This window comes from Paraoerskovia marina DSM 21750, from assembly GCF_000701465.1.
GTDB classification, from domain to species: domain Bacteria; phylum Actinomycetota; class Actinomycetes; order Actinomycetales; family Cellulomonadaceae; genus Paraoerskovia; species Paraoerskovia marina.
In genome coordinates, this window is sequence record NZ_JNIY01000009.1 from 44,956 (window position 1) to 64,988 (window position 20,033).

Here is a 20,033-nt window from a genome sequence, read left to right on the forward strand (position 1 = left end):
CTAGGACGTCGAGCAGGGTGCTCCGTCGAGCCAGAACTGCTCAGGGGTCGCCGAGGCGAGCGAGCCCGGATCGCCGACGAAGCCGATCGTGACCCGCTGGCCAGGCCGGATCGTGGCGTTCCAGGACATGCTCTGCGCGGTGACGTGCGACGCCTCCTGGGACCAGCCGGCGCTCCAGGCCTGTCGTGTCACCGACTGGTCGGCGCTCCAGGACCACATCAGCCTGGACCAGGTCAGAGGAGACGTCCCGGTGTTCGTGACCCAGATCTGGTTGGTCGATCCGCCCGGCCAGGTGCCGTGCTCGATGAACTCGACGGCGCAGCTCGGTTCCGCCGTCGGCGCTCCCTGGTCCTGGTCCGCGAGGAATGACGCGACCCAGGAGAGCGCCGAGTTCCAGTTCACCGTGATCTCGTTCGAGGCCCACGACTGGATGTCGTCCACGTAGCAGAACTGGGGTGCGCAGCCGTCCGTCATGAGGGCGGCGAGCGTCGGGTCCCACGTCGGGCTGTCCGAGTTCGGTCCACCGGCGACCGACCCTGCCGGCGGGTGCGGGAGCTCGGCGTTCAGCTGGGCGGAGAACCACCGGCTGTGCTGGTTCTGGGAGTAGACGTCGCCGTACCCGGTGACGTAGCTGAGGTTGAGGGCGTTGCGGCCGAGCAGGTAGTCGGCGCTCTCGACGACCGCGTCGCGGTACGCGTCGTCACCGCTGACGTCGTACGCGGCACCGAGGACGACCATCGTGTTGAGGACGCTGGAGTTCGAGCCCCAGACCCACGTGCCGTCCTCGGCGCCCGCGTAGGTCATCCCGTAGGCCTGGTCCGCCTGGACGGCCGCGATCTCGTCTGCCCCGGCGAGCAACGTGGCCACGACGTCGTCGCGTCCCGCGTAGTCGTTCGGCACCGTCGCGAGGTCCATCACGGCCAGCGCACCGACGGATCCCCAGCTGAAGCCCTCCACGTCGACCGAGGTCGCCAGGACGTCGTCGTGCTCGAGGAGGTACCCCTCGAACGCCTGCTCGCCGGTCGTGAGGAACAGCTCTGCCGCGGCCCAGACGAACTCGTCCGAGACGTCGTCGTCGTCGTACGGGCCGCCGCCGTTGTTGCCGTCCGCCGCCGGGGCGAACAGGTCGGGGTGCTCGAGGGCGGCGCTCCATGCCGTACGGGCGTCGTCGAGCAGCGCGGCGGCGTACTCCCCGTCGTACGGGGCGAAGAGGCGGGCACCCTGGGCGGCCGTCGCCGCGAGATTCAGCGTCGCGGCGGTCGAGGGGCGGTGCAGGTATCGGGTCTGCCCGTCCCGGTGGGGCAGGAGGGGCAGCCCCGTCCAGCCGTAGTCGTGCACCTTGTGGTGCGCCATCCCGGCGAGCTCCTCCCCGTCCGGCACCATCATCGACTGCATGAACTCGAGCTCCCAGCGTGCCTCGTCCAGGACGTCCGGCACCGCGTTGCCGGTCTCGGGCACCGCGAGCGTCCCGTCCTCGAGCGCGCCCGCGTCCGTGCTGGCCGCCGTCTTGGTGCGCTCGTAGGTCTGCAGGAGCTGCGCGGTCGCGATACCGCCGTTGACGACGTACTTGCCGTGGTCGCCTGCGTCGTACCAGCCGCCGACGACGTCGAGCGTGTAGTCGCAGGTCCACGGCTCGCCGTACACCGCCACTGACTCCTCGACGGGTTGGCACGCGACGTCCCGGTCGCCCTGGTTCGTGTCCGGGCCGCCCGCAGCGCTGACGTGGCCAGCTGGGCGCGCGTAGTCAGCGCCGACGATCTCCGCGTCGATCTCGATCCCGGAGCGTGCCAGGTAGAAGTAGTTCAGTGCGTCGGTCCGCAGGCTCTCGTACGCGTCGGTCCCGATCTCGAACGGGTACGACGTCTCACCGTCCGCCGTGAGCGTGTACGTGCCCGGGACGGAGACCTCGGAGAAGTCGATCGTGTGGACCGCTTGGTCCGACGACGGGTCGAGTCCTGTCGGTACGGTCGTCCCCTCGGCCGCGGTGTCGCCTGACCCGTCGACGAGGCTCCAGGTGAGCGCGTCGGCGGCGTCGGTGACGACCGTCGCGCGCTTCGGGCCCTGGGCCAGGTAGCCGACCTGGTTCACGCGGACCCGTGGGCCCGTCTCCGGGACGTACGGTTCCGGCGTCGTCCCGCTGAGGAGCGACACGGAGTCGAGGCAGAACGTCCACGGCTCCGCGGCCCCGCCGATCTGGAAGGCGACCTGCGTCTGCGTACGGTCACCGCCGGCGTCGGAGACCGAGAACGAGGTTGCGCCGGGCATGCCGGACGTCTCGCCGTACACCGTGTACGGGTCGACCTGCAGGCCGACCAGGGCGCGCACCGGCCCCGCTCCCGTCCCCTCGTACGCGAGCGCGTAGTCACCGGGGGCGAGCGTCAGGTCGTTGTACCCGACGATGACGTCCCACGGGTCCTCGGTCCCGCCGGGAACCTCGATGCACCAGGAGCCGTCGACGACGTCGTTCGGCAGGGACGGGTCCGAGACGAACCACGGTGCGGTGCCGTCCTCGAACGTCGTCGTCGCCAGGAGCTCGGTGCCGGCGGGGGTCACGGCGACGTCGTCGGCACAGAAGGTCCACGCGTCCGCGGACCCGCCCACCTGGAAGGCGAGCTGAAGGTCGTCGGTCTCCTCCTCGACCGTGAACGCGACCTCGTGGGTCACGAACCCGTCCGCGCCGGCGACGGCGGAGGTCACGCTCGCGGCCTCGGCGTACGTCACCGGGTCCTGGACGATGCCCTTGACCGGACCGGTGCCGGACGCGGCGAAGGTGAAGACGTAGTCGCCGGCGGGCAGGTCCAGTCCGTCCTGGCCGACGATCGCGTCCCACGGGTTGCTGGTCCCGGCAGGGACGTCGCCGCACAGCGCGCCGTCGACCACGTCGACGGGCAGGTTGGCGGTCGACCACCATCCGCCGTCGAGACCGGCCGAGAAGTCGCCGTTGGCGACGTCGGCGCTCGCGGGAGCGATGGTGGCGAGGGCGAGAGCGGCCGACGTGATGGCCGCTCCGGCCAGGCGTGTTCTCTGTCTGCGGTGCACGGGAACCTCTCAGTCGTCGGTGACTCGGGCACACGCAGCGTGGAAGCGCTCCCATCCGTGCGGGGGTGGAGGCGTGCAACTGCGTGATGTGACGAAGATTACAGCAACGGTCGGCGTGCGGGAATGGCTGCGGGGCTGGACCGTTGTGCCGGGTACGTGTCCGTCACACCATCGAAGGAGTCTTCGTGCGCTACATCGATCTTGGTCTCAAGAAGCCGCTGTCCGTCATCGGGGTAGGGACGTGGCAGTTCGGGTCGAAGGAGTGGGGGTACGGGGACGGGTACGCCACCGACCAGGCACGGCGCATCGTCGAGCGAGCGCTGGACCTGGGCGTGACGCTCTTCGACACCGCTGAGATGTACGGCTTCGGCCGGTCCGAGCGGATCCTCGGCGAGGCGCTCGGGGACCGACGCGACGAGGCGCTCGTCGCGTCGAAGATCTTCCCGGTGTGGCCGACGGGCTCCGTGACCCAGCAGCGCGCGGTCGCGAGTGCCGACCGGCTCGGAGTGCAGCAGATGGATCTCTACCAGGTGCACCAGCCGAACCCGGTGATCCGGGACGGCTCGACCATGCCGGGGATGGCCAGCCTGCGCCGCACGGGTCTCGTCGACGCCGTCGGGGTGAGCAACTACTCGTTGGACCGCTGGCAGAAGGCCGACTCCGCTCTCGGTGCCCCCGTCCTCTCCAACCAGGTGCAGTACAGCCTGGTGCACCGGGACCCCGAGGCAGACCTGATCCCGTTTGCCCAGGCGAACGACCGGCTCGTCATCGCGTACAGCCCGCTGGCGCAGGGGCTCCTGTCGGGCAAGTACGACGCGTCGAACCGGCCTCGCTCCGGGGTGCGTCGCGTGAACCCGCTCTTCACGCGGGAGAACCTGGACCGGGTGCGGCCGTTGCTCGACGTGCTCCGTGACGTCGCGGACGCCCACGACGTCACGTCCTCGCAGGTCGCCCTGGCATGGATTGTCTCGCGGCCGAACGTGGCGGCCATCCCCGGGGCGTCGAGCGTCGAACAGCTCGAGAAGAACGTCGAGGCCGGCGAGCTCGACCTCGCGACGGACGAGGTCCGCGCGCTCGACGAGGTCTCGGCCGCCTTCACCCCGACCTCCGGGTGGCGCAGCGCGCGGGACGTCGCGATCTCGCGCTGACCGCTGCCGGGCTACGCGAGGAGCAGGACGGCGAGAAGCCCGGTGACGGTGACGACGCAGGCCGACAGGAACCCCAGCAGGAGGACCTTGCGGCCCGTCCGGAGCAGGTGCGGCAGGTCGACGTTGAGCCCCATCGCGAACATCGAGGCGACGAACAGCACGTTCGTCGTGGCCACGATGACCGTGATCCACGAGTCGGGGAGGATTCCCGTGCTCCGGATCAGGACGGCGATCACGAACCCGATCACGAACCCGGGGACCGGGACGCGACGCCTCGAGCCGGTCGTGTCCGTGCCCGGGTGACGGCGCGCCGCGACGATCCCGGCGCCGGTGACGAGGGGGGCGAGGAGGGCCACGCGGGCCAGCTTGGCGACGGTCGCCGTCGCGAGAGCGGTCGTCGAGATGGTTCCTGCCGCCGCGACGACCTGGGCGACCTCCTGGGTGCTGACGCCGATCCAGAGGCCGGCCATGTGGTCGTTCAAGGACATCAGATCCGCGAGCCACGGGAGTACCACGATCGCGAGCGAGCCGTAGATCGTCACGAGCGCGAGGGCTCCGGCCATCGCGTCGTCGTTCTCCTCGGCCTGGTCCGGCGACGAGGCGTCGTCGACGACGCCCTTCATCGCGGAGGCGGCCGCCGCGCCGCAGATCGAGAACCCGGTGGCCACGAGCAGTCCCGTGACCCGCGGGAGCTTGAGGAGTCGGGCGATCGCCAGGGTCGCGGTGAAGGTGACCGTGACGGTCGCCAGCACGATGGCCAGCCCCTCCCAGCCCAGGGCGAGCAGGTCGGGGATCGAGAGCTGGATGCCGAGGAGGATCACCGCGAGACGCAGCACCTTGGTGGCGACCCAGTCGGTGCCGGGCCGGGTCGAGCCGATGATCTCCCCGCGGCGACCGGAGGGGTTGGAGCGGGCGCCGAGCGCCGAGCCGACGATCGCCCCGACGGCGAGCGCGATCACCATGGGGGAGACCGTGGGGGCGAACCGTGCGACAGAGATCACCGCGAGCGAGGCGACGGCGACGGCAAGGATCCCGAGGGTGCGGGACGGTGTGCGGGGGGCGGCGTCCAGGTGTGCGGGGCCGGGGCGGGTCGTCTGAGCCATGGTGCCAGCCTGCGTGAGGCGGCGGTCGTCCGGAAGGCCCAGGTTCCTACCGAGGTATAGCCTAGCCCTATGGCAAGCACTCGGGGCGAGAGGGTCTCGCTGGGAACGCTCGAGCTTCTCGTCGAGATGGACTCGCACGGGTCGATCAGTGCCGCGGCCCGGGCGCTCGGTGTCAGTCAGCCGACGGCGTCCGCCGGGCTGCGCCGTCTGGAGGGGACGCTCGGTCTCGAGCTGATCCTCCGTACCACCCGGGGCGCGCGGCTGACCGAGACCGGACACGCGACGGCGGCGTGGGCCCGGGAGGTCATCGCGGCCTCCGACCGTTTTGAGACCGGTGTCGCAGCGCTCCGTGCCGCACCGAAGGCGCGCGTGACGATCGCGGCCAGCCTGACGATCGCCGAGTACCTGGCGCCGCGGTGGCTCGCGACCCTGGCGGTCGACGCGGACGGGCCCAAGGTGGAGCTCGTCGTCCGCAACTCACGTCGCGTGATGGAGATGGTGCTGGCGGAAGACGCCGAGATCGGCTTCGTCGAGAGCGCGACGGTGCGGCGCGGCCTGCGCAGCCGGGTGGTCGCCCAGGACGAGCTCGTCGCCGTCGTCGCTCCCGGCCACCCGTGGGAGCGGCGTCGCTCGATCACCCCGACCGAACTGATCTCGGGCGGGCTGGTCGTCCGCGAGGAGGGCTCCGGCAGTCGCCAGATCCTCGAGCGCGCGCTCCAGGCCGTGGGGGAGGAGCTGCCGAGCCGGCTGCCGTCGCTCGGGTCGACCGCGGCGCTCGCCACGGCGGTGCGGCACGGGGGCTCGGTGGCGGTTCTCTCGTCACTGACGGTGGCCGACGACCTGACCCGCGGCGCCCTCGTGCGCGTCCCTGTCCCGGCCCTCGACCTTGGCCGGAGGCTTCGCGTCGTCTGGAAGGACGGGGTGGAGCTCAGCGGTCCGACGCGTCGGATCGCCGCCGTGGCCGCAGCCTGACAACGACCCGTCCGCGATTCGTGGTGTCGCTGCTCACAGGGGGAGGCGTGCATTTGGTTGCGGGTCCCGACTCCGGTAATGTTCACGCTCGGTGAGACCGCCGGAGGGTGCCTGGAGGATTGGGCATATCGGGCGAGTCGGACCATTGGGGTATGGTGTAATCGGCAGCACGACTGGTTCTGGTCCAGTTAGTCTAGGTTCGAGTCCTGGTACCCCAGCGTAGAGCGCTGGCGCATTCACCGCGGTGGATGGGTTAGAGTTCTCTCCGGCGCGACGTCCTCGGACGTCGAACCATTAGGCCCCCATCGTCTAGCGGCCTAGGACGCCGCCCTCTCACGGCGGTAACACGGGTTCAAATCCCGTTGGGGGTACGACCGCACCACCTCGGTGGTGCGTCTCCCGGTTCGCCCGGGAAGTTCTGGCCCCCATCGTCTAGCGGCCTAGGACGCCGCCCTCTCACGGCGGTAACACGGGTTCAAATCCCGTTGGGGGTACCAACAAGAACCCGACCGGCAGGCGCCGGTCGGGTTCTTCGTCTTTCCGCTCAAGGATGCTGGTCGAGCCTGTCGAGACCTGATGGTGGTCGAGCTGCCCCACGCTGGTCGAGCCTGTCGAGACCTCACGCTGGTCGAGCTTGTCGAGACCTCACGCTGGTCGAGCTTGTCGAGACCTCACGCTGGTCGAGCTTGTCGAGACCTCACGCTGGTCGAGCTGCCTCACGCTGGTCGAGCTTGTCGAGGCCTGATGCCGCGTCTCGACAGGCTCGACGGGCGCCTGTGCCTCGACGGGCGTCCGTATCTCGACGGGCTCGGGCGACTCAGGGCCCCGGCGGGTACGACGGGGGCTGCTCGCCCGGGACGCTCGTCTGTAAGGGCTGCGTGGCCGCGCCGGAGTAGCTGTCCCAGCGTGAGGGCGGCGGCGGGGGCGGGGGTGCGGCGTCCCCGGACGCGGGGCCGTCGCCTGCGACTGTGTCCGACGGGAGCTGGTCCTCCTCGGGAACCTTCGTCCCCGGGCCGCCGTTGCCGAAGAGCGTGTCGCAGAGCTTCTGGTAGGTGGCGTCGGGGTCGGCCACCCAGTCGACCTTGCGGAGCGCCTGCTCCTGGCCGGCCGACTCCATGAGGAACGTCCCGTACCCGAGGACCCGCCCGGGGACGGAGCGCGAGTAGTTCATGTCCGTGACCTTGCGCATCGGCATCATGGCGACCTTGCGGATGATGAGCCCGTAGACGAGAAGGACGCGCTTGTCCGTCGCGACGAAGATGTCGGCGCGCCACTCGAGGCACCGCCAGGCGGCGCGCGCCGCGGCGAGAAGCCACAGGACCCAGAACCCCTGGGCGAGCGGACCGACGATCGGCTCGAGCCAGGCGACGAGCATCGCCGCGACCGGGAGTGCGACGACCGCCAGGCCGACGGGCCCGGCCACCGACGCCCAGTGTCGGCGCGCGGCAATGACGACACGCTCGTCGCGCAGGACGTACGGCCTGACCGACGCGGGGACGTCCTCGGGCCTCATGTCATGCCAGCAGCGTCGAGAAGAACGTGCCGAGGCTGGCGAAGCCCTGGGCGATGACGTTCCACACGCCGCGCAGGACGCCGGCGGCCTGGTCCGGGCTCGTGACGATCGCGTAGATCACGAAACCGACGATGAGCCAGACCACGAGCAGCTTGACCTTGTGCGGCATACGGATGAGCTCCTCGGTCGAATGGGCAGAGGGCACCACGAACGGCACCAGTCATCGGCAGTGTAGCCATTCGGGCGAACCAGGCATCGTGCTGTCCTGGGCGTGTCGCGAGGCGGTGCCCCTACTCGCCGGAGCGGCGCAGGACCTCCGTCAGACGGTTCGCCGCTGCGACGACCGAGCCCGAGTGCAGGCGACCTGGCTGGCGCGACAACCGTTCCACCGGTCCGGAGATCGAGACGGCGGCCACGACGCGACCGGACGGGCCGCGCACCGGGGCCGAGACCGAGGCGACCCCGACCTCACGCTCGCTGACGGACTGCGCCCAGCCGCGACGTCGGACGCCGGAGAGGATGGTCGCCGTGAAGCGGGCCTCGCGGAGTCCGCGGTGCAGGCGGTCCGGCTCCTCCCAGGCGAGGAGCACCTGGGCCGCGGAGCCGGCGTGCATCGTGAGCGTCGCGCCGACCGGGATCGAGTCGCGGAGCCCGATGGGGCGTTCGGCCGCGGCCACGCAGATGCGGTGGTCGCCCTGCCGTCGGTACAGCTGTGCGCTCTCGCCGGTGTGGTCCCGCAGTGCCGTCAGCACCGGGTTCGCGGCGGCCAGCAGGCGGTCCTCGCCGGCTGCGGTGGCGAGCTCGTTCAGGCGTGGTCCGAGGACGAAGCGTCCCTGCATGTCACGCGCGACGAGCCGGTGGTGCTCGAGTGCGACGGCCAGTCGATGGGCGGTCGGCCGGGCAAGCCCGGTCGACGTGACCAGCTGTGCGAGGGTCGCGGGTCCGGACTCCAGGGCGCCCAACACGGACGCTGCCTTGTCCAGGACGCCGACTCCGCTAGTATTGTCCATAGGTCGATATTAGCGTCTCGCCTCGTGAGATGCTAGCCGGGCTTCCGGCGAGTCGACGTGACCACCGTGTCGGGCCGCGCACAGCAAGTATCTCGCGGGCCCGGCAGCCACGCAGGTAGGAGAGGAACACCATGGCCGGGACGCTGGCGGAGAAGGTCTGGGACGCACACCTCGTGCGTCGCGGGAGCGACGGAGCACCAGACCTGCTGTACATCGATCTGCACCTGCTGCACGAGGTGACGAGCCCGCAGGCCTTCGAGGGCCTGCGTCTGGCCGGGCGTGGGCTCCGTCGTCCGGACCTCACGATCGCGACGGAGGACCACAACACCCCGACGCTCGACATCGACCTGCCGATCGCCGACCTCACCAGCCGCACGCAGATCGACACCCTCCGCAACAACGCGCGCGAGTTCGGCGTGCGGATCCACTCGCTCGGCGACGCCGACCAGGGCATCGTCCACCAGGTCGGTCCGCAGCTCGGCCTGACCCAGCCCGGCCTGACGGTCGTGTGCGGCGACTCCCACACCTCGACCCACGGCGCGTTCGGTGCGCTCGCCTTCGGGATCGGCACGTCCGAGGTCGAGCACGTCATGGCCACGCAGACGCTCCCGCTGGCCCCGTTCAAGACCATGGCGATCAACGTCGACGGCGCGCTGCCCCCGGGCGCGACGAGCAAGGACATCATCCTCGCGATCATCGCCAAGATCGGTACCGGCGGCGGGCAGGGGTACGTCCTCGAGTACCGCGGCGAGGCGATCCGCAAGCTGTCGATGGAAGCCCGCATGACCATCTGCAACATGTCGATCGAGGCCGGCGCCCGCGCCGGTCTGATCGCGCCGGACGAGACGACCTTCGAGTACCTGAAGGGCCGCCCGCACGCCCCGGAGGGTGCGGACTGGGACGCGGCGCTGGAGTACTGGAAGACGTTGCGGACGGACGACGACGCGGTCTTCGACACCGAGGTCCACCTCTCGGCGTCCGACCTCGAGCCGTTCGTCACGTGGGGTACCAACCCCGGCCAGGGGCTGCCGCTCTCGGCGAACGTCCCCGTCCCGGCCGAGATCGCGGACGAGGGCGAGCGGGTCACCGCCGAGCACGCCATCGAGTACATGGGGCTGACCGCCGGTCAGCCGCTGCGCGAGATCGCGATCGACACGGTCTTCATCGGCTCGTGCACCAACGGTCGGATCGAGGACCTGCGCTCGGTCGCCAAGGTCCTGCAGGGGCGGCGCAAGGCGGAGACGCTGCGCGTGCTCGTGGTCCCGGCCTCCGCACGCGTCCGGCTGCAGGCCGAGGCCGAGGGGCTGGACCAGATCTTTGTCGACTTCGGTGCGGAGTGGCGCAACGCGGGCTGCTCGATGTGCCTGGGCATGAACCCCGACCAGCTGGCGCCCGGCGAACGGTCCGCCTCGACGTCGAACCGCAACTTCGAGGGGCGTCAGGGCAAGGGCGGGCGGACCCACCTCGTCTCGCCTCTCGTCGCGGCCGCGACGGCGATCCGGGGCACGCTCTCCTCGCTCGAGGACCTCGACCTGGGCGACGACGTCGACATCACGACCTTCGACGGCACGCCGCTGGCCCCGCTCGACCCGCGCGTCCCGCTGCAGGTCTGAGTCCACGCCGCCGATCGAGCACCCCTCTCACGTTCAGGAGCACCTCATGGAGAAGTTCACCACCCACACCGGTGTCGGCGTCCCGCTGCGTCGGACCAACGTCGACACCGACCAGATCATCCCGGCCGTCTACCTCAAGCGCGTGACCCGCACCGGGTTCGAGGACGCGCTCTTCGCCGCCTGGCGCGGTGACGAGTCGTTCGTGCTCAACCAGCCCGCCTACTCGAGCGGATCGGTCCTCGTCGCGGGCCCCGACTTCGGGACCGGCTCGTCCCGCGAGCATGCGGTCTGGGCGCTCAAGGACTACGGGTTCAAGGTCGTCCTCGCCTCGCGCTTCGCGGACATCTTCCGCGGCAACTCCGGCAAGCAGGGTCTGCTCGCCGGCATCGTCGCGCAGGAGGACGTCGAGCTCCTCTGGAAGATCCTGGAGACGAACCCGGGCACCGAGCTCACCGTGAACCTCGTCGAGCGGACCGTCGCGGCCGACGACGTCGTCGTGCGCTTCGAGGTCGACGACTACACCCGCTGGCGTCTGATGGAGGGCCTCGACGACATCGGCCTGACCCTCCAGCACGAGGAGGAGATCACCACGTTCGAGGCCACGCGCGCGTCGTGGCGCCCGAAGACGCTTCCCGCCAAGCACCTCCCGCCCGTCGAGATCGAGGCGGCTCGCCCCGCCTGATCGACGCCGGTCCCGGCACGAGAGGCCCGTCCGCGCTGCGGGCGGGACTCTCGTCGTTCTGACGACCACCCGGCTGATCGTGCTGACAGACCGTCGAGTCCGCTGGGTACACTCACTCCCGTGCTGACCGAACAGACGACGAACGGCGCTCGCGCGCTCGCGATCTCGTCGACCGTTCTGGCAGCCGGGACCGGGGCTCACGTCATGGGTGGCGGGGCGCTCCCGTCGCTCCTGGCGCTGGCCGCGCTCGCGTCCTTGACCCTCGCCGTCGCGAGTGCGCTCGCGCGCCTGAGGCCGCGTCTCGCAGTTCTCGGTCCGGTCATGGTCGCATCGCAGTACGCGCTGCACCACGCGTTCATGTACCTCGGGACGGGGAGCACGAGCTCCGCGACGGGCGCTGATCACGCGCACCACGGGGCGACCGTGGACCTCGGGACGATGACCGCGACGGCCGCCGGGCACGACCACTCCACGTCCGCCCTCATGACGGTCACGCACGCGGTTGCCGCGCTCGTCGCCGCTCTTCTCATCACCTCCAGCGACCGAGCGGGGCGCGCCGCCGCACGATGGTGGAGCGCGCTCGTCCCGGCGGTGCCCGCGGTCTCTCCTCTACCGACACGACTCCGCGCGGTTCTCCCGCGCGGTCCGCAGGTGCCCGCGCTCACCCCTGCCTTCCGCCGCTGCGTGCAACGCAGAGGGCCCCCGGAGCTCCACGCCGCCTGACCACGTCGGGCACGTCTCGCCCGCACCAGCGTGGGCGCATCGAGTCTTCTGGAACCCCTCTGACCACATGGAGCATGACTATGTCTCGCACGACCCTGAACAACCGCACCAGCACGACCTCCCGCAGCCTGGCCGTCGTCGGTCTCGTCGCCGCCGCCGGACTGCTCGCCGGCTGCGCCGACGACGGCGCGGACGCCGCGGCGTCGGACGCGGAGACGGCCACCACCGCCGAGGCCGACGCGCTCACCGTCACGGACCCCTGGACCAAGGCCACGGACACCGGCATGACGGCGGCGTTCGGAGAGATCGAGAACGACGGTGACGCCGACGTCCGCATCGTCTCCGCCACGACCGACGCCAGTCCCACCGCCGAGCTGCACACCATGGCCGAGGGGGAGGACGGCGACATGGTGATGACCGAGGTCGAGGACGGGTTCCTCGTCCCGGCCGGAGGCTCGATCACGCTCGAGCCGGGCGGGGACCACGTCATGATCATGGGTGTCACCGAGGCGATCGAGCCGGGTGCCAACGTCAACGTCACCCTCACGCTCGACGACGGCTCGACCCTCGACGTCGTCGCGCCGGCCCGGTCGTACTCGGGCGCCAACGAGTCGTACGGCGAGGACTCGGGCGACGACGCGGACATGGACCACGGCGACATGGACCACGGCGACATGGACATGGACGCCGACGCATCATGAGCCGGGAAGGACTGAACCGTCGGTCCTTCCTCACGGGTGGCGCCGCCGCGATCGGCGGCGCCGCCCTGGCGCTGGGTGGACGGGCCGTCTGGGACGAGGAACCCGTCCCGATGCCCGCGCCCGACGCCGTCGGGCAGGCCACCGAGGAGTTTCGCGGAATCCGCCAGGCCGGAGTGTCGACACGACCCCAGGCCTTCGCGTCGTTCGTCGCGCTGGACCTGAGGTCGGACGTCGACCACGACGCACTCGTCCGGCTCATGAGGATCTGGACAGATGACATCGAGCGGCTCTCGCAGGGTCGCGCTCCGCTCGCCGACACCGAGCCCGAGCTCGGTGCGGTCCCGGCACGGCTCACGGTCACGGTCGGCTACGGCCCGGCGGTCTTCCGCGCCGCGGGGCTCGAACGGCTCGCGCCCGCCTGGTTGCGCCCGCTGCCGGCGTTCACCGTCGACCGGCTCGAGGATCGTTGGAACGACGGCGACGTCATCCTTCAGGTCTGCGCCGACGACGAGACAACCGTCGCCCACGCGGTGCGGCTCCTGGTCAAGGACGCACGCACGTTCGTCACCGTCCGGTGGTTGCAGCGCGGGTTCCGGAGCACCCCGGGGAGCACGCCCCCGGGGACCACGATGCGCAACCTCATGGGTCAGGTCGACGGGACGAGGAACCCTGACCTGGGCGTCGAGCCCGGGCTCGTGTGGCAGCCGGACGGTGCCTCGGACGCACTCGCGGGCAGCACCTCGCTCGTCGTCCGCCGGATCGCGATGAACCTCGACACCTGGGACGAGCTGGACCGCGACGGTCGTGAGAAGGCCGTCGGCCGGCGTCTCGACACGGGAGCGCCGCTGACCGGGAGCAAGGAGCACGACGTCCCGGACCTCGACGCCGTCGACGCGAACGGTCTCACCGTCATCGCCCCGTTCGCCCATGTACGACGGGCGCGAGACGACGAGCACCCCGAACAGCGGTTCCTCCGCCGGGGGTACAACTACGACGAGGCCCCGGCACCGGGCGAGCTGTCGTCGTCGGGACTGATCTTCGCCACCTACCAGGCGGACGTGGACACCCAGTTCATACCCATCCAACGGCGGCTCGACGAGCTCGACCTGCTCAACGAGTGGACCACCCCGATCGGCTCGGCCGTCTTCTTCGTCCCCGGCGGCGCGCGGGCGGGTGAGTATCTCGGGCAGCGGCTCCTCGAGTCGTAGGCCGCGTACGAGGCCCCCGGCGCTCGAGGCGTGGATAATCGTCCGAGTCACACACCCGATCGATGAGGACAGGTCATGAGCGACGTGCTGTACGTAGACGGCGGGACACCGCTGAACGGGTCGATCCGGGTGCGGGGGGCGAAGAACTTCGTCTCGAAGGCGATGGTGGCCGCGCTGCTGGGGGAGTCGCCGAGCGAGCTGCGGAACGTCCCGGACATCCGTGACGTCGCCGTCGTGACCGGTCTGCTGTCCCTGCACGGGGTGAAGGTGGATGCGGACTCGGAGGCCGGCACGTTGTCGATGGACCCGACGGACGTCGAGTCCGCGCACGTGGCCGACATCGACGCGCACGCCGGGGCGAGCCGTATCCCGATCCTGTTCTGCGGGCCGTTGCTGCACCGTCTGGGCGAGGCGTTCATCCCCGACCTGGGCGGATGTCGCATCGGCGACCGGCCGATCGACTACCACCTGGAGATCCTGCGGCAGTTCGGTGCCGTCGTGGAGAAGCGGGAGGCGGGGATCCACATCACCGCTCCGCAGCGTCTGCGGGGCACCAAGATCTCGCTGCCGTACCCCTCGGTGGGGGCGACCGAGCAGCTGTTGCTGACGGCCGTGCGCGCCGAGGGCGTGACCGAGCTGTCGAACGCCGCGATCGAGCCCGAGATCATGGACCTGATCGCCGTGCTGCAGAAGATGGGCGCGATCATCTCGGTGGACACCGACCGCGTCATCCGGATCGAGGGGGTCGACCGGCTCGAGGGCTACCGCCACACCGCGCTGGGTGACCGGATCGAGGCGGCGTCGTGGGCGTCGGCCGCGCTGGCCACCGGTGGTGACGTGTTCGTCGCGGGAGTCGGGCAGCCGGGGATGATGACGTTCCTCAACGTGTTCCGGAAGGTCGGCGGGCAGTTCGACGTCCGCGACGACGGGATCCGGTTCTGGCACCCGGGAGGCCGGCTGCGGTCGATCGTGCTGGAGACCGAGGTGCACCCGGGTTTCATGACCGACTGGCAGCAGCCCCTCGTCGTCGCCCTGACCCAGGCGACCGGCGTGTCGATCGTGCACGAGACGGTCTACGAGAACCGGTTCGGCTTCACCGAGGCGCTGCGCGGGATGGGCGCCACGATCCAGGTGTACCGCGAGTGCCTCGGCGGAGGGACCTGCCGGTTCGGGCAGCGGAACTTCAAGCACTCGGCCGTCGTCTCGGGTCCGACGCCGCTGCACGCCGCGGACATCGAGGTTCCCGACCTGCGGGGCGGCTTCTCGCACCTGATCGCTGCCCTGGCGGCGACCGGTACCTCCACCGTGCGCGGGATCGACCTGATCGACCGCGGGTACGAGCACTTCCAGGACAAGCTCGAGGCGCTCGGCGCCAACGTCTCCCGCGGCAGCCTGTAGGCTCTGCGCCCGTGACTTCCGCCCGCCCCGTGAACCGCACGTACCGTGCGGCAGCGGTGTTCCTGCGTCCGATCCTGTCGTCCATGACCCGCCGCGACTGGCAGGGCTCGGAGCACCTCGCCGGGTCCGACGGCGTGATCGTGGCCGCGAACCACGTGACGCAGTTCGACCCGCTCACCCTGGCCCACTTCCTCTACGACCAGGGCCGCGCCCCGGCGATCATGGCCAAGCACTCCCTGTGGGACGTGCCGGTGCTGGGCACGATCCTGACGAACACCGGGATGATCCCGGTCCGCCGCGGATCCTCTGCCGCGTTGGAGTCGTTGGAGACGGCATCCGACCGCCTGGCGGAGGGCCGGTGCGTCGCGGTCTTCCCCGAGGGGACGGTCACCCGTGACCCCGACCTGTGGCCCATGGTCGGCAAGACCGGGACGGCGCGCCTCGCGCTGATGTCGGGAGCGCCCGTGGTTCCCGTCGCGCAGTTCGGCGCGCACCAGATCCTTCCGGCGTACTCCAAGAAGTTCCGGCCCTTTCCGCGCAAGGACGTCTCCGTCCACGCGGGGCCGCCCGTGGACCTGGACGACCTGCGCGACCGGCCGGTGGACGGTCTCGTCCTGAAGGACGCCACGGCCCGCATCATGAAGGCCATCACCGACCTGGAGGCAGGCATCCGCGGTGAGACGCCCCCCGAACCATTCGACCCGCGCGCGGCGCGTTCCACGGAGGACAGATGACGACGACGGTAGCGGTACTCGGTGCGGGCAGCTGGGGGACGACGTTCGCGGCCGTGCTCGCGGACGCGGGCTGCGACGTCCGGCTCTGGGGTCGTGACGAGACCACCGTCGCCGAGATCAACGCCGAGCGACGGAACACGCGCCGGCTGCCGGGCGTCGATCTCCCGCAGGGGATCCACGCGACCACCGACGTCGTCGCGGCCCTCGCGGACGCCTCGATCGTCGTCATCGCGATCCCGTCCCAGTCGGCCCGTGCCACGCTGACGCCGCTCGCCGAGCACGTCGCCGAGGGCGCCGTCGCCGTGTCGTTGATGAAGGGCGTCGAGCTCGGCACGGACCTGCGGATGAGCGAGGTGGTGGCCGAGGCCCTGCAGATCTCCGCCGAGCGCGTCGCGGTCGTCTCCGGGCCGAACCTGGCACGCGAGATCGCGGACCACCAGCCCACGGCCACGGTCGTGGCGGCGCCGGACCCTGCGGTGGCGCGGGTCGTCGCGGACGCGTGCACGACGGCGTACTTCCGCCCGTACACCAACGCCGACGTCATCGGTGTCGAGCTCTGCGGCGCCGTGAAGAACGTGATCGCGCTCGCCGTCGGCATGGCCCAGGGGCGTGGTTTCGGGTTCAACACGACCGCCACGGTCATCACGCGCGGCCTCGTGGAGATCACCCGCCTGGGCAAGGCCCTGGGCGCCGACGAGCGGACCTTCGCCGGACTCGCCGGCATGGGAGACCTCGTCGCGACCTGCTCGAGCCCGCTCTCGCGCAACCACACCCTCGGCAAGAACATCGGTCGGGGAATGACGCTCGCGGAGGCGGTCGAGGCCACCGGTGGCACCGCGGAGGGCGTGAAGTCCTGCCGGTCCGTCCTGGAGCTCGCCACGAAGACAGGGATCGAGATGCCCATCGTCGAGGGCGTGGCAGCGGTTCTCGGCGACGGACTCGGCGTCGACGAGATGGCGCGGGCACTGCTCTCTCGCCCGCAGAAGGACGAGACGACCGACACCCGCGCCTGAGGGGCGGTCAGCCGTCCCGCAGGTCGATCACCACCCGGGTCGGGTCCTCGAGGGAGAACACCCGGAACGGCACCTCGGCGTCGACGCCGACGAACACCTGCGTCTGGCCCTCGAAGATGTGGTCGTAGCGCACCTCCTCGAGGACGGCCGTCCCGGCGGCCGCGACCCGGTCGGGGCCTGGATACTCCTCCTGACCTGAGTCCATCGGGTAGGCCGAGCCGGTCACGGTGACCTGCAGGATCGCCTCGCCCTCGACGTCGAGCTCGACACCGCTGCCGTCCTGGACGGCGCTGTCGACGTACTCGGCGCGCCAACCCGGGGTTCCGGTACCGCCGAGGTCGAGGACGACGCGGTCGTATCCGTCGTGGACGCCGACACGGATGTCCGTCACGGTGAGGGCGGCGTCACCGCTCGCGTCGCTCGTGTCGACCGCCGTCGTCGCAGGGAACGGGACGTCGGAGTCGTCGTCCTCGGTCGTCGCGTCGTCGGTCGGCGCGTCCTGCTCGGTCTCGTCCGCGTCCTGGGTCGTCGGCGCGGGCTCCGTGTCCTCGGCGACCGACGACGTGGCGGTGCCCGTCGCGGTCGGTTCGGGCGCGGCCTGGTCGTCGGAGCATCCCGAGGCCGCCAGCACGGCACCGGTCAGGGCGACGGCGGCGGCGAGTCGGGCCGTTCGTCGGTGGTGCACGGGTGTCCCTTCGCGGCAGTTTGTCGGGATCGGTCTGCCGGCAGGGTCCCAGCATGCCCGGCTTCTCGATGTTCTGCCTGTCGCTCGTCGCCCAGTCAGGCGGGCGCCCCGTCTGACGACTCCAGGGGAACCCGGTCCAGGGCCCGACGCAGGTCGGCCCAGAGATCCTCGACGTCCTCGATGCCGACGCTCATCCGGATCAGGTCGTCGGGCACGGTCGTCGACTCCGTGGGGAACCGACGTCTGCGCTCCAGGCATGACTCGACCCCGCCGAGGCTCGTCGCGGGGACCCAGAGGCGTACGGCGTCGACGAGAGCGTCCGCGACCTCCCGGCCGCCCCGGGGCCGCAGGCCGATGATCGACCCGAACCCGTGCATGTCCCGCGCGGCGCGGGCATGGCCGGGGTCCGACTCGAGGCCGGGGTGGCGCACCTCGAGCACGGCCGGATGCTTCTCGAGACGTCGTGCCAGCTCCAGGGCTGTCGTCTGGGAGCGCTCGACGCGCAGCGCCAGCGTGCGTACACCGCGCAGGGCGAGCCAGACCTCCCAGGGCCCGGGGATGGCTCCGTGCAGCGTCCGGTAGGCACGGACCCGGCGGGCGAGCTCCGGGTTGTCCGTCACGACCGCACCGAGGACGACGTCGGAGTGCCCGGCGAGGTACTTCGTCACCGAGTGCACGACGAGGTCGGCGCCGAGGGCCAGCGGCTGCTGGCCGAGCGGCGTCGCGAACGTGTTGTCGACCGCCGTCAGCACGCCGCGCTGCCGCGCCGCGTCGAGAAGAGCCGGGAGGTCTGCGACCTCCAGCATCGGGTTGGTCGGCGACTCGAGGATCGCGAGGTCGGCGCCGTCGAGGGCGGCCACCACCTGGTCGGTGTCCGCGACGTCGACCCGGCGGACCGTGACGTCGGCGCGGGCAGCGAGGTCGTCGGCGAACCCGAGGGTCACCTGGTACGCGTGGCGCGGGACGACGACGACGCCCCCGACGGGGACGAACGAGAAGACCGACGCGATGGCGGCCATGCCCGACGCGAAGACGACTCCCGGCTCGCTCGCGCGTTCGAGCGCCGCGATCGTCTCCTCGAAGGGGTGCCACGTCTCGGTGTCCATCCGGGTGTAGAGCGGCTCACCGGGCTGCGGGACGCCGTGCGACACGTAGGTCGAGGAGAGGACGACCGGCGGGTTCACGGGACTGCCCTGCTCACGTGGCGGTCGGCCGCCGCTGACGGCGACCGTGGCGGCGGTGTACGAGGACTCGTCGGGGTGCGTCGGCATGGAGCCAGGGTACGACCGCAGAGGCGCCGGAGGACATCTCGTGTCTCGGCAGGACGGTTCCGGTCGGGTAGTCTCGGCCCCGATGTCCAGCCACTCTGAGCCCCCGCGCAAGCCCCGAGTCCTCGTCCTCTTCGGAGGGCGTTCGGGCGAGCATGCCATCTCCTGCGCCACCGCGGCCGGAGTCCTCCAGGCGATCGACCGCGACCGCTACGAGGTGCTCCCCGTGGGGATCACCCGCGCGGGCAAGTGGGTCCGGGCGGTGGACGATCCTGACGCGTGGAAGCTCGGCGAAGGCCGGCTGCCCGAGGTGCTCGACGCCGCCGAGGAGATCTCGATCCCGCTGGCGGCGGGCGACGACGTCGTGCGCCTCGCCGACGGCGAGACGCCGCCCCAGCAGCTCGGTGCCGTCGACGTGGTCTTTCCCCTGCTCCACGGCCCCTTCGGCGAGGACGGCACGGTCCAGGGCCTGCTCGAGCTGGCCGACCTCCGCTACGTCGGCGCCGGCGTGCTCGCGTCGGCGGTCGGGATGGACAAGCACTTCATGAAGCTCGTCCTTGCGGGCTCCGACCTGCCCGTCGGGCCGTACGTCGTCATCCGGCCGGGGGAGTGGGAGCGGTCGCCGCAGACGTGGACGGACACCGTCGCGGGCCTCGGCCTCCCCGTCTTCGTGAAGCCGGCGCGCGCCGGGTCGAGTCTCGGGATCAGTCGGGTGGACGACCTGGCACAGCTCCCGGCCGCCGTCGCCGCCGCGCAGGAGCACGACCCGAAGGTGATCGTCGAGGCCGGGATCGTCGGACGGGAGATCGAGTGCGCCGTCCTCGGTGCCCGTCCCGGAGAACGCCCGCGTGCGTCCCTGCCGGGGGAGATCGTCGTGACCTCCGACGAGCACAGCTTCTACGACTTCGAGTCGAAGTACCTCGACGAGTCGGGCGTCACGCTGGCATGCCCGGCGGACCTGCCCGAGCACGTGACCGCCGAGATCAGGGAGCTGGCAGTGCGGACCTTCGAGGCGGTCGGTGCCGAGGGCCTCTCCCGGGTCGACGTCTTCGTGACCCCGGACGAGCGCGTGATCGTGAACGAGATCAACACGATGCCGGGCTTCACGCCGTTCTCGATGTACCCGCGCATGTGGGAGCGGACGGGGATCTCCTACCCCGAGCTCGTCGACGAGCTGCTCACGCTCGCCCTGGAACGCCCGACCGGTCTGCGCTGACGCGCTC

The 20,033-nt window shown here is 71.0% G+C and carries 18 protein-coding genes and 3 tRNA genes; 14 read left to right on the forward strand and 7 right to left on the reverse strand.

Annotated elements, in window-relative coordinates:
• On the reverse strand, positions 1-3,039 hold the full coding sequence (locus tag Q343_RS0111610) for a glycoside hydrolase family 9 protein (protein WP_155990734.1): 3,039 nt from the start codon (positions 3,037-3,039) through the stop codon (positions 1-3).
• A 185-nt stretch (positions 3,040-3,224) separates the two neighbouring features.
• On the opposite strand from Q343_RS0111610, the gene Q343_RS0111615 reads away from it, so the two are divergent.
• The gene (locus tag Q343_RS0111615) at positions 3,225-4,187 is read left to right on the forward strand and encodes an aldo/keto reductase (protein ID WP_043110035.1); all 963 of its coding nucleotides are present in this window, start codon (positions 3,225-3,227) and stop codon (positions 4,185-4,187) included.
• Between the two features lie 11 nt (positions 4,188-4,198).
• Here Q343_RS0111615 and Q343_RS0111620 read toward each other — a convergent pair whose 3' ends face one another.
• Positions 4,199-5,290, reverse strand: a complete 1,092-nt coding sequence (locus Q343_RS0111620; RefSeq protein ID WP_052367161.1) for a YeiH family protein — start codon at positions 5,288-5,290, stop codon at positions 4,199-4,201.
• Positions 5,291-5,359: 69 nt separating this feature from the next.
• Between Q343_RS0111620 and Q343_RS0111625 the strand changes: the two genes are divergently transcribed.
• From Q343_RS0111625 to Q343_RS0111640, 4 genes are all read left to right on the forward strand, one after another.
• Positions 5,360-6,262, forward strand: coding sequence for a LysR family transcriptional regulator (locus Q343_RS0111625; protein WP_029253751.1), 903 nt, complete (start codon positions 5,360-5,362; stop codon positions 6,260-6,262).
• A gap of 146 nt (positions 6,263-6,408) precedes the next feature.
• A tRNA-Gln gene (locus tag Q343_RS0111630) sits at positions 6,409-6,480 on the forward strand.
• An 80-nt stretch (positions 6,481-6,560) separates the two neighbouring features.
• Positions 6,561-6,633, forward strand: a tRNA-Glu gene (locus Q343_RS0111635).
• A 50-nt stretch (positions 6,634-6,683) separates the two neighbouring features.
• Positions 6,684-6,759 (forward strand) — tRNA-Glu (locus tag Q343_RS0111640).
• 320 nt (positions 6,760-7,079) lie between these two features.
• Here Q343_RS0111640 and Q343_RS0111645 read toward each other — a convergent pair.
• The 3 genes from Q343_RS0111645 to Q343_RS0111655 form a co-directional block, all read right to left on the reverse strand.
• Positions 7,080-7,775, reverse strand: a complete 696-nt coding sequence (locus Q343_RS0111645; RefSeq protein ID WP_052367162.1) for a PH domain-containing protein — start codon at positions 7,773-7,775, stop codon at positions 7,080-7,082.
• Between the two features lies 1 nt (position 7,776).
• Positions 7,777-7,944, reverse strand: coding sequence for a hypothetical protein (locus Q343_RS15360; protein ID WP_169738974.1), 168 nt, complete (start codon positions 7,942-7,944; stop codon positions 7,777-7,779).
• A 121-nt stretch (positions 7,945-8,065) separates the two neighbouring features.
• The gene (locus Q343_RS0111655; RefSeq protein WP_029253753.1) at positions 8,066-8,785 is read right to left on the reverse strand and encodes an IclR family transcriptional regulator; all 720 of its coding nucleotides are present in this window, start codon (positions 8,783-8,785) and stop codon (positions 8,066-8,068) included.
• 131 nt (positions 8,786-8,916) lie between these two features.
• Between Q343_RS0111655 and leuC the strand changes: the two genes are divergently transcribed.
• The 8 genes from leuC (at position 8,917) to Q343_RS0111695 (ending at position 16,857) form a co-directional block, all read left to right on the forward strand.
• Positions 8,917-10,398, forward strand: coding sequence for a 3-isopropylmalate dehydratase large subunit (gene leuC / locus Q343_RS0111660; protein ID WP_029253754.1), 1,482 nt, complete (start codon positions 8,917-8,919; stop codon positions 10,396-10,398).
• A gap of 46 nt (positions 10,399-10,444) precedes the next feature.
• Positions 10,445-11,080 (forward strand): 3-isopropylmalate dehydratase small subunit, encoded by a 636-nt coding sequence (leuD, locus tag Q343_RS0111665; RefSeq protein ID WP_029253755.1) that lies wholly within the window; start codon positions 10,445-10,447, stop codon positions 11,078-11,080.
• A gap of 120 nt (positions 11,081-11,200) precedes the next feature.
• The gene (locus Q343_RS0111670; protein ID WP_029253756.1) at positions 11,201-11,803 is read left to right on the forward strand and encodes a hypothetical protein; all 603 of its coding nucleotides are present in this window, start codon (positions 11,201-11,203) and stop codon (positions 11,801-11,803) included.
• An 80-nt stretch (positions 11,804-11,883) separates the two neighbouring features.
• Entirely contained in the window at positions 11,884-12,504 is a 621-nt protein-coding gene (locus tag Q343_RS0111675; protein WP_043110037.1) for a copper chaperone PCu(A)C, read from the forward strand.
• Entirely contained in the window at positions 12,501-13,712 is a 1,212-nt protein-coding gene (locus Q343_RS0111680; protein ID WP_029253758.1) for a Dyp-type peroxidase, read from the forward strand. The genes Q343_RS0111675 and Q343_RS0111680 overlap by 4 nt, the downstream gene beginning before the upstream one ends.
• A 75-nt stretch (positions 13,713-13,787) precedes the next feature.
• Positions 13,788-15,110 carry a UDP-N-acetylglucosamine 1-carboxyvinyltransferase gene (gene murA, locus Q343_RS0111685; protein ID WP_029253759.1) on the forward strand — a complete coding sequence of 441 codons (1,323 nt, stop codon included), beginning with the start codon at positions 13,788-13,790 and terminating at the stop codon, positions 15,108-15,110.
• 11 nt (positions 15,111-15,121) lie between these two features.
• Complete coding sequence (locus Q343_RS0111690; protein ID WP_029253760.1) at positions 15,122-15,844, forward strand: lysophospholipid acyltransferase family protein; 723 nt, start codon at positions 15,122-15,124, stop codon at positions 15,842-15,844.
• The gene (locus tag Q343_RS0111695; protein WP_029253761.1) at positions 15,841-16,857 is read left to right on the forward strand and encodes an NAD(P)H-dependent glycerol-3-phosphate dehydrogenase; all 1,017 of its coding nucleotides are present in this window, start codon (positions 15,841-15,843) and stop codon (positions 16,855-16,857) included. Before Q343_RS0111690 ends, Q343_RS0111695 begins: the two co-directional genes overlap by 4 nt.
• Positions 16,858-16,864: 7 nt before the next feature.
• Here Q343_RS0111695 and Q343_RS0111700 read toward each other — a convergent pair whose 3' ends face one another.
• Positions 16,865-17,542, reverse strand: coding sequence for an AMIN-like domain-containing (lipo)protein (locus Q343_RS0111700; protein WP_029253762.1), 678 nt, complete (start codon positions 17,540-17,542; stop codon positions 16,865-16,867).
• Between the two features lie 95 nt (positions 17,543-17,637).
• Positions 17,638-18,813: a trans-sulfuration enzyme family protein gene (locus tag Q343_RS0111705; RefSeq protein WP_043110038.1), complete on the reverse strand. Its 1,176-nt coding sequence runs from the start codon at positions 18,811-18,813 to the stop codon at positions 17,638-17,640.
• A gap of 82 nt (positions 18,814-18,895) precedes the next feature.
• Between Q343_RS0111705 and Q343_RS0111710 the strand changes: the two genes are divergently transcribed.
• Positions 18,896-20,026 (forward strand): D-alanine--D-alanine ligase family protein, encoded by a 1,131-nt coding sequence (locus Q343_RS0111710; RefSeq protein WP_029253764.1) that lies wholly within the window; start codon positions 18,896-18,898, stop codon positions 20,024-20,026.
• The last annotated feature ends 7 nt before the right edge of the window (positions 20,027-20,033 follow it).

Bases quoted from the DNA above. Each gene is read 5' to 3' on its own strand.
- Q343_RS15360 (WP_169738974.1), bottom strand. From the start codon at position 7,944: ATGCCGCACAAGGTCAAGCTGCTCGTGGTCTGGCTCATCGTCGGTTTC.
- Q343_RS0111680 (WP_029253758.1), top strand. From the start codon at position 12,501: ATGAGCCGGGAAGGACTGAACCGTCGGTCCTTCCTCACGGGTGGCGCC.
- Q343_RS0111625 (WP_029253751.1), top strand. From the start codon at position 5,360: ATGGCAAGCACTCGGGGCGAGAGGGTCTCGCTGGGAACGCTCGAGCTT.
- murA (WP_029253759.1), top strand. From the start codon at position 13,788: ATGAGCGACGTGCTGTACGTAGACGGCGGGACACCGCTGAACGGGTCG.
- Q343_RS0111655 (WP_029253753.1), bottom strand. From the start codon at position 8,785: ATGGACAATACTAGCGGAGTCGGCGTCCTGGACAAGGCAGCGTCCGTG.
- Q343_RS0111705 (WP_043110038.1), bottom strand. From the start codon at position 18,813: ATGCCGACGCACCCCGACGAGTCCTCGTACACCGCCGCCACGGTCGCC.
- Q343_RS0111645 (WP_052367162.1), bottom strand. From the start codon at position 7,775: ATGAGGCCCGAGGACGTCCCCGCGTCGGTCAGGCCGTACGTCCTGCGC.
- Q343_RS0111710 (WP_029253764.1), top strand. From the start codon at position 18,896: ATGTCCAGCCACTCTGAGCCCCCGCGCAAGCCCCGAGTCCTCGTCCTC.
- Q343_RS0111620 (WP_052367161.1), bottom strand. From the start codon at position 5,290: ATGGCTCAGACGACCCGCCCCGGCCCCGCACACCTGGACGCCGCCCCC.
- leuD (WP_029253755.1), top strand. From the start codon at position 10,445: ATGGAGAAGTTCACCACCCACACCGGTGTCGGCGTCCCGCTGCGTCGG.
- Q343_RS0111695 (WP_029253761.1), top strand. From the start codon at position 15,841: ATGACGACGACGGTAGCGGTACTCGGTGCGGGCAGCTGGGGGACGACG.
- leuC (WP_029253754.1), top strand. From the start codon at position 8,917: ATGGCCGGGACGCTGGCGGAGAAGGTCTGGGACGCACACCTCGTGCGT.
- Q343_RS0111675 (WP_043110037.1), top strand. From the start codon at position 11,884: ATGTCTCGCACGACCCTGAACAACCGCACCAGCACGACCTCCCGCAGC.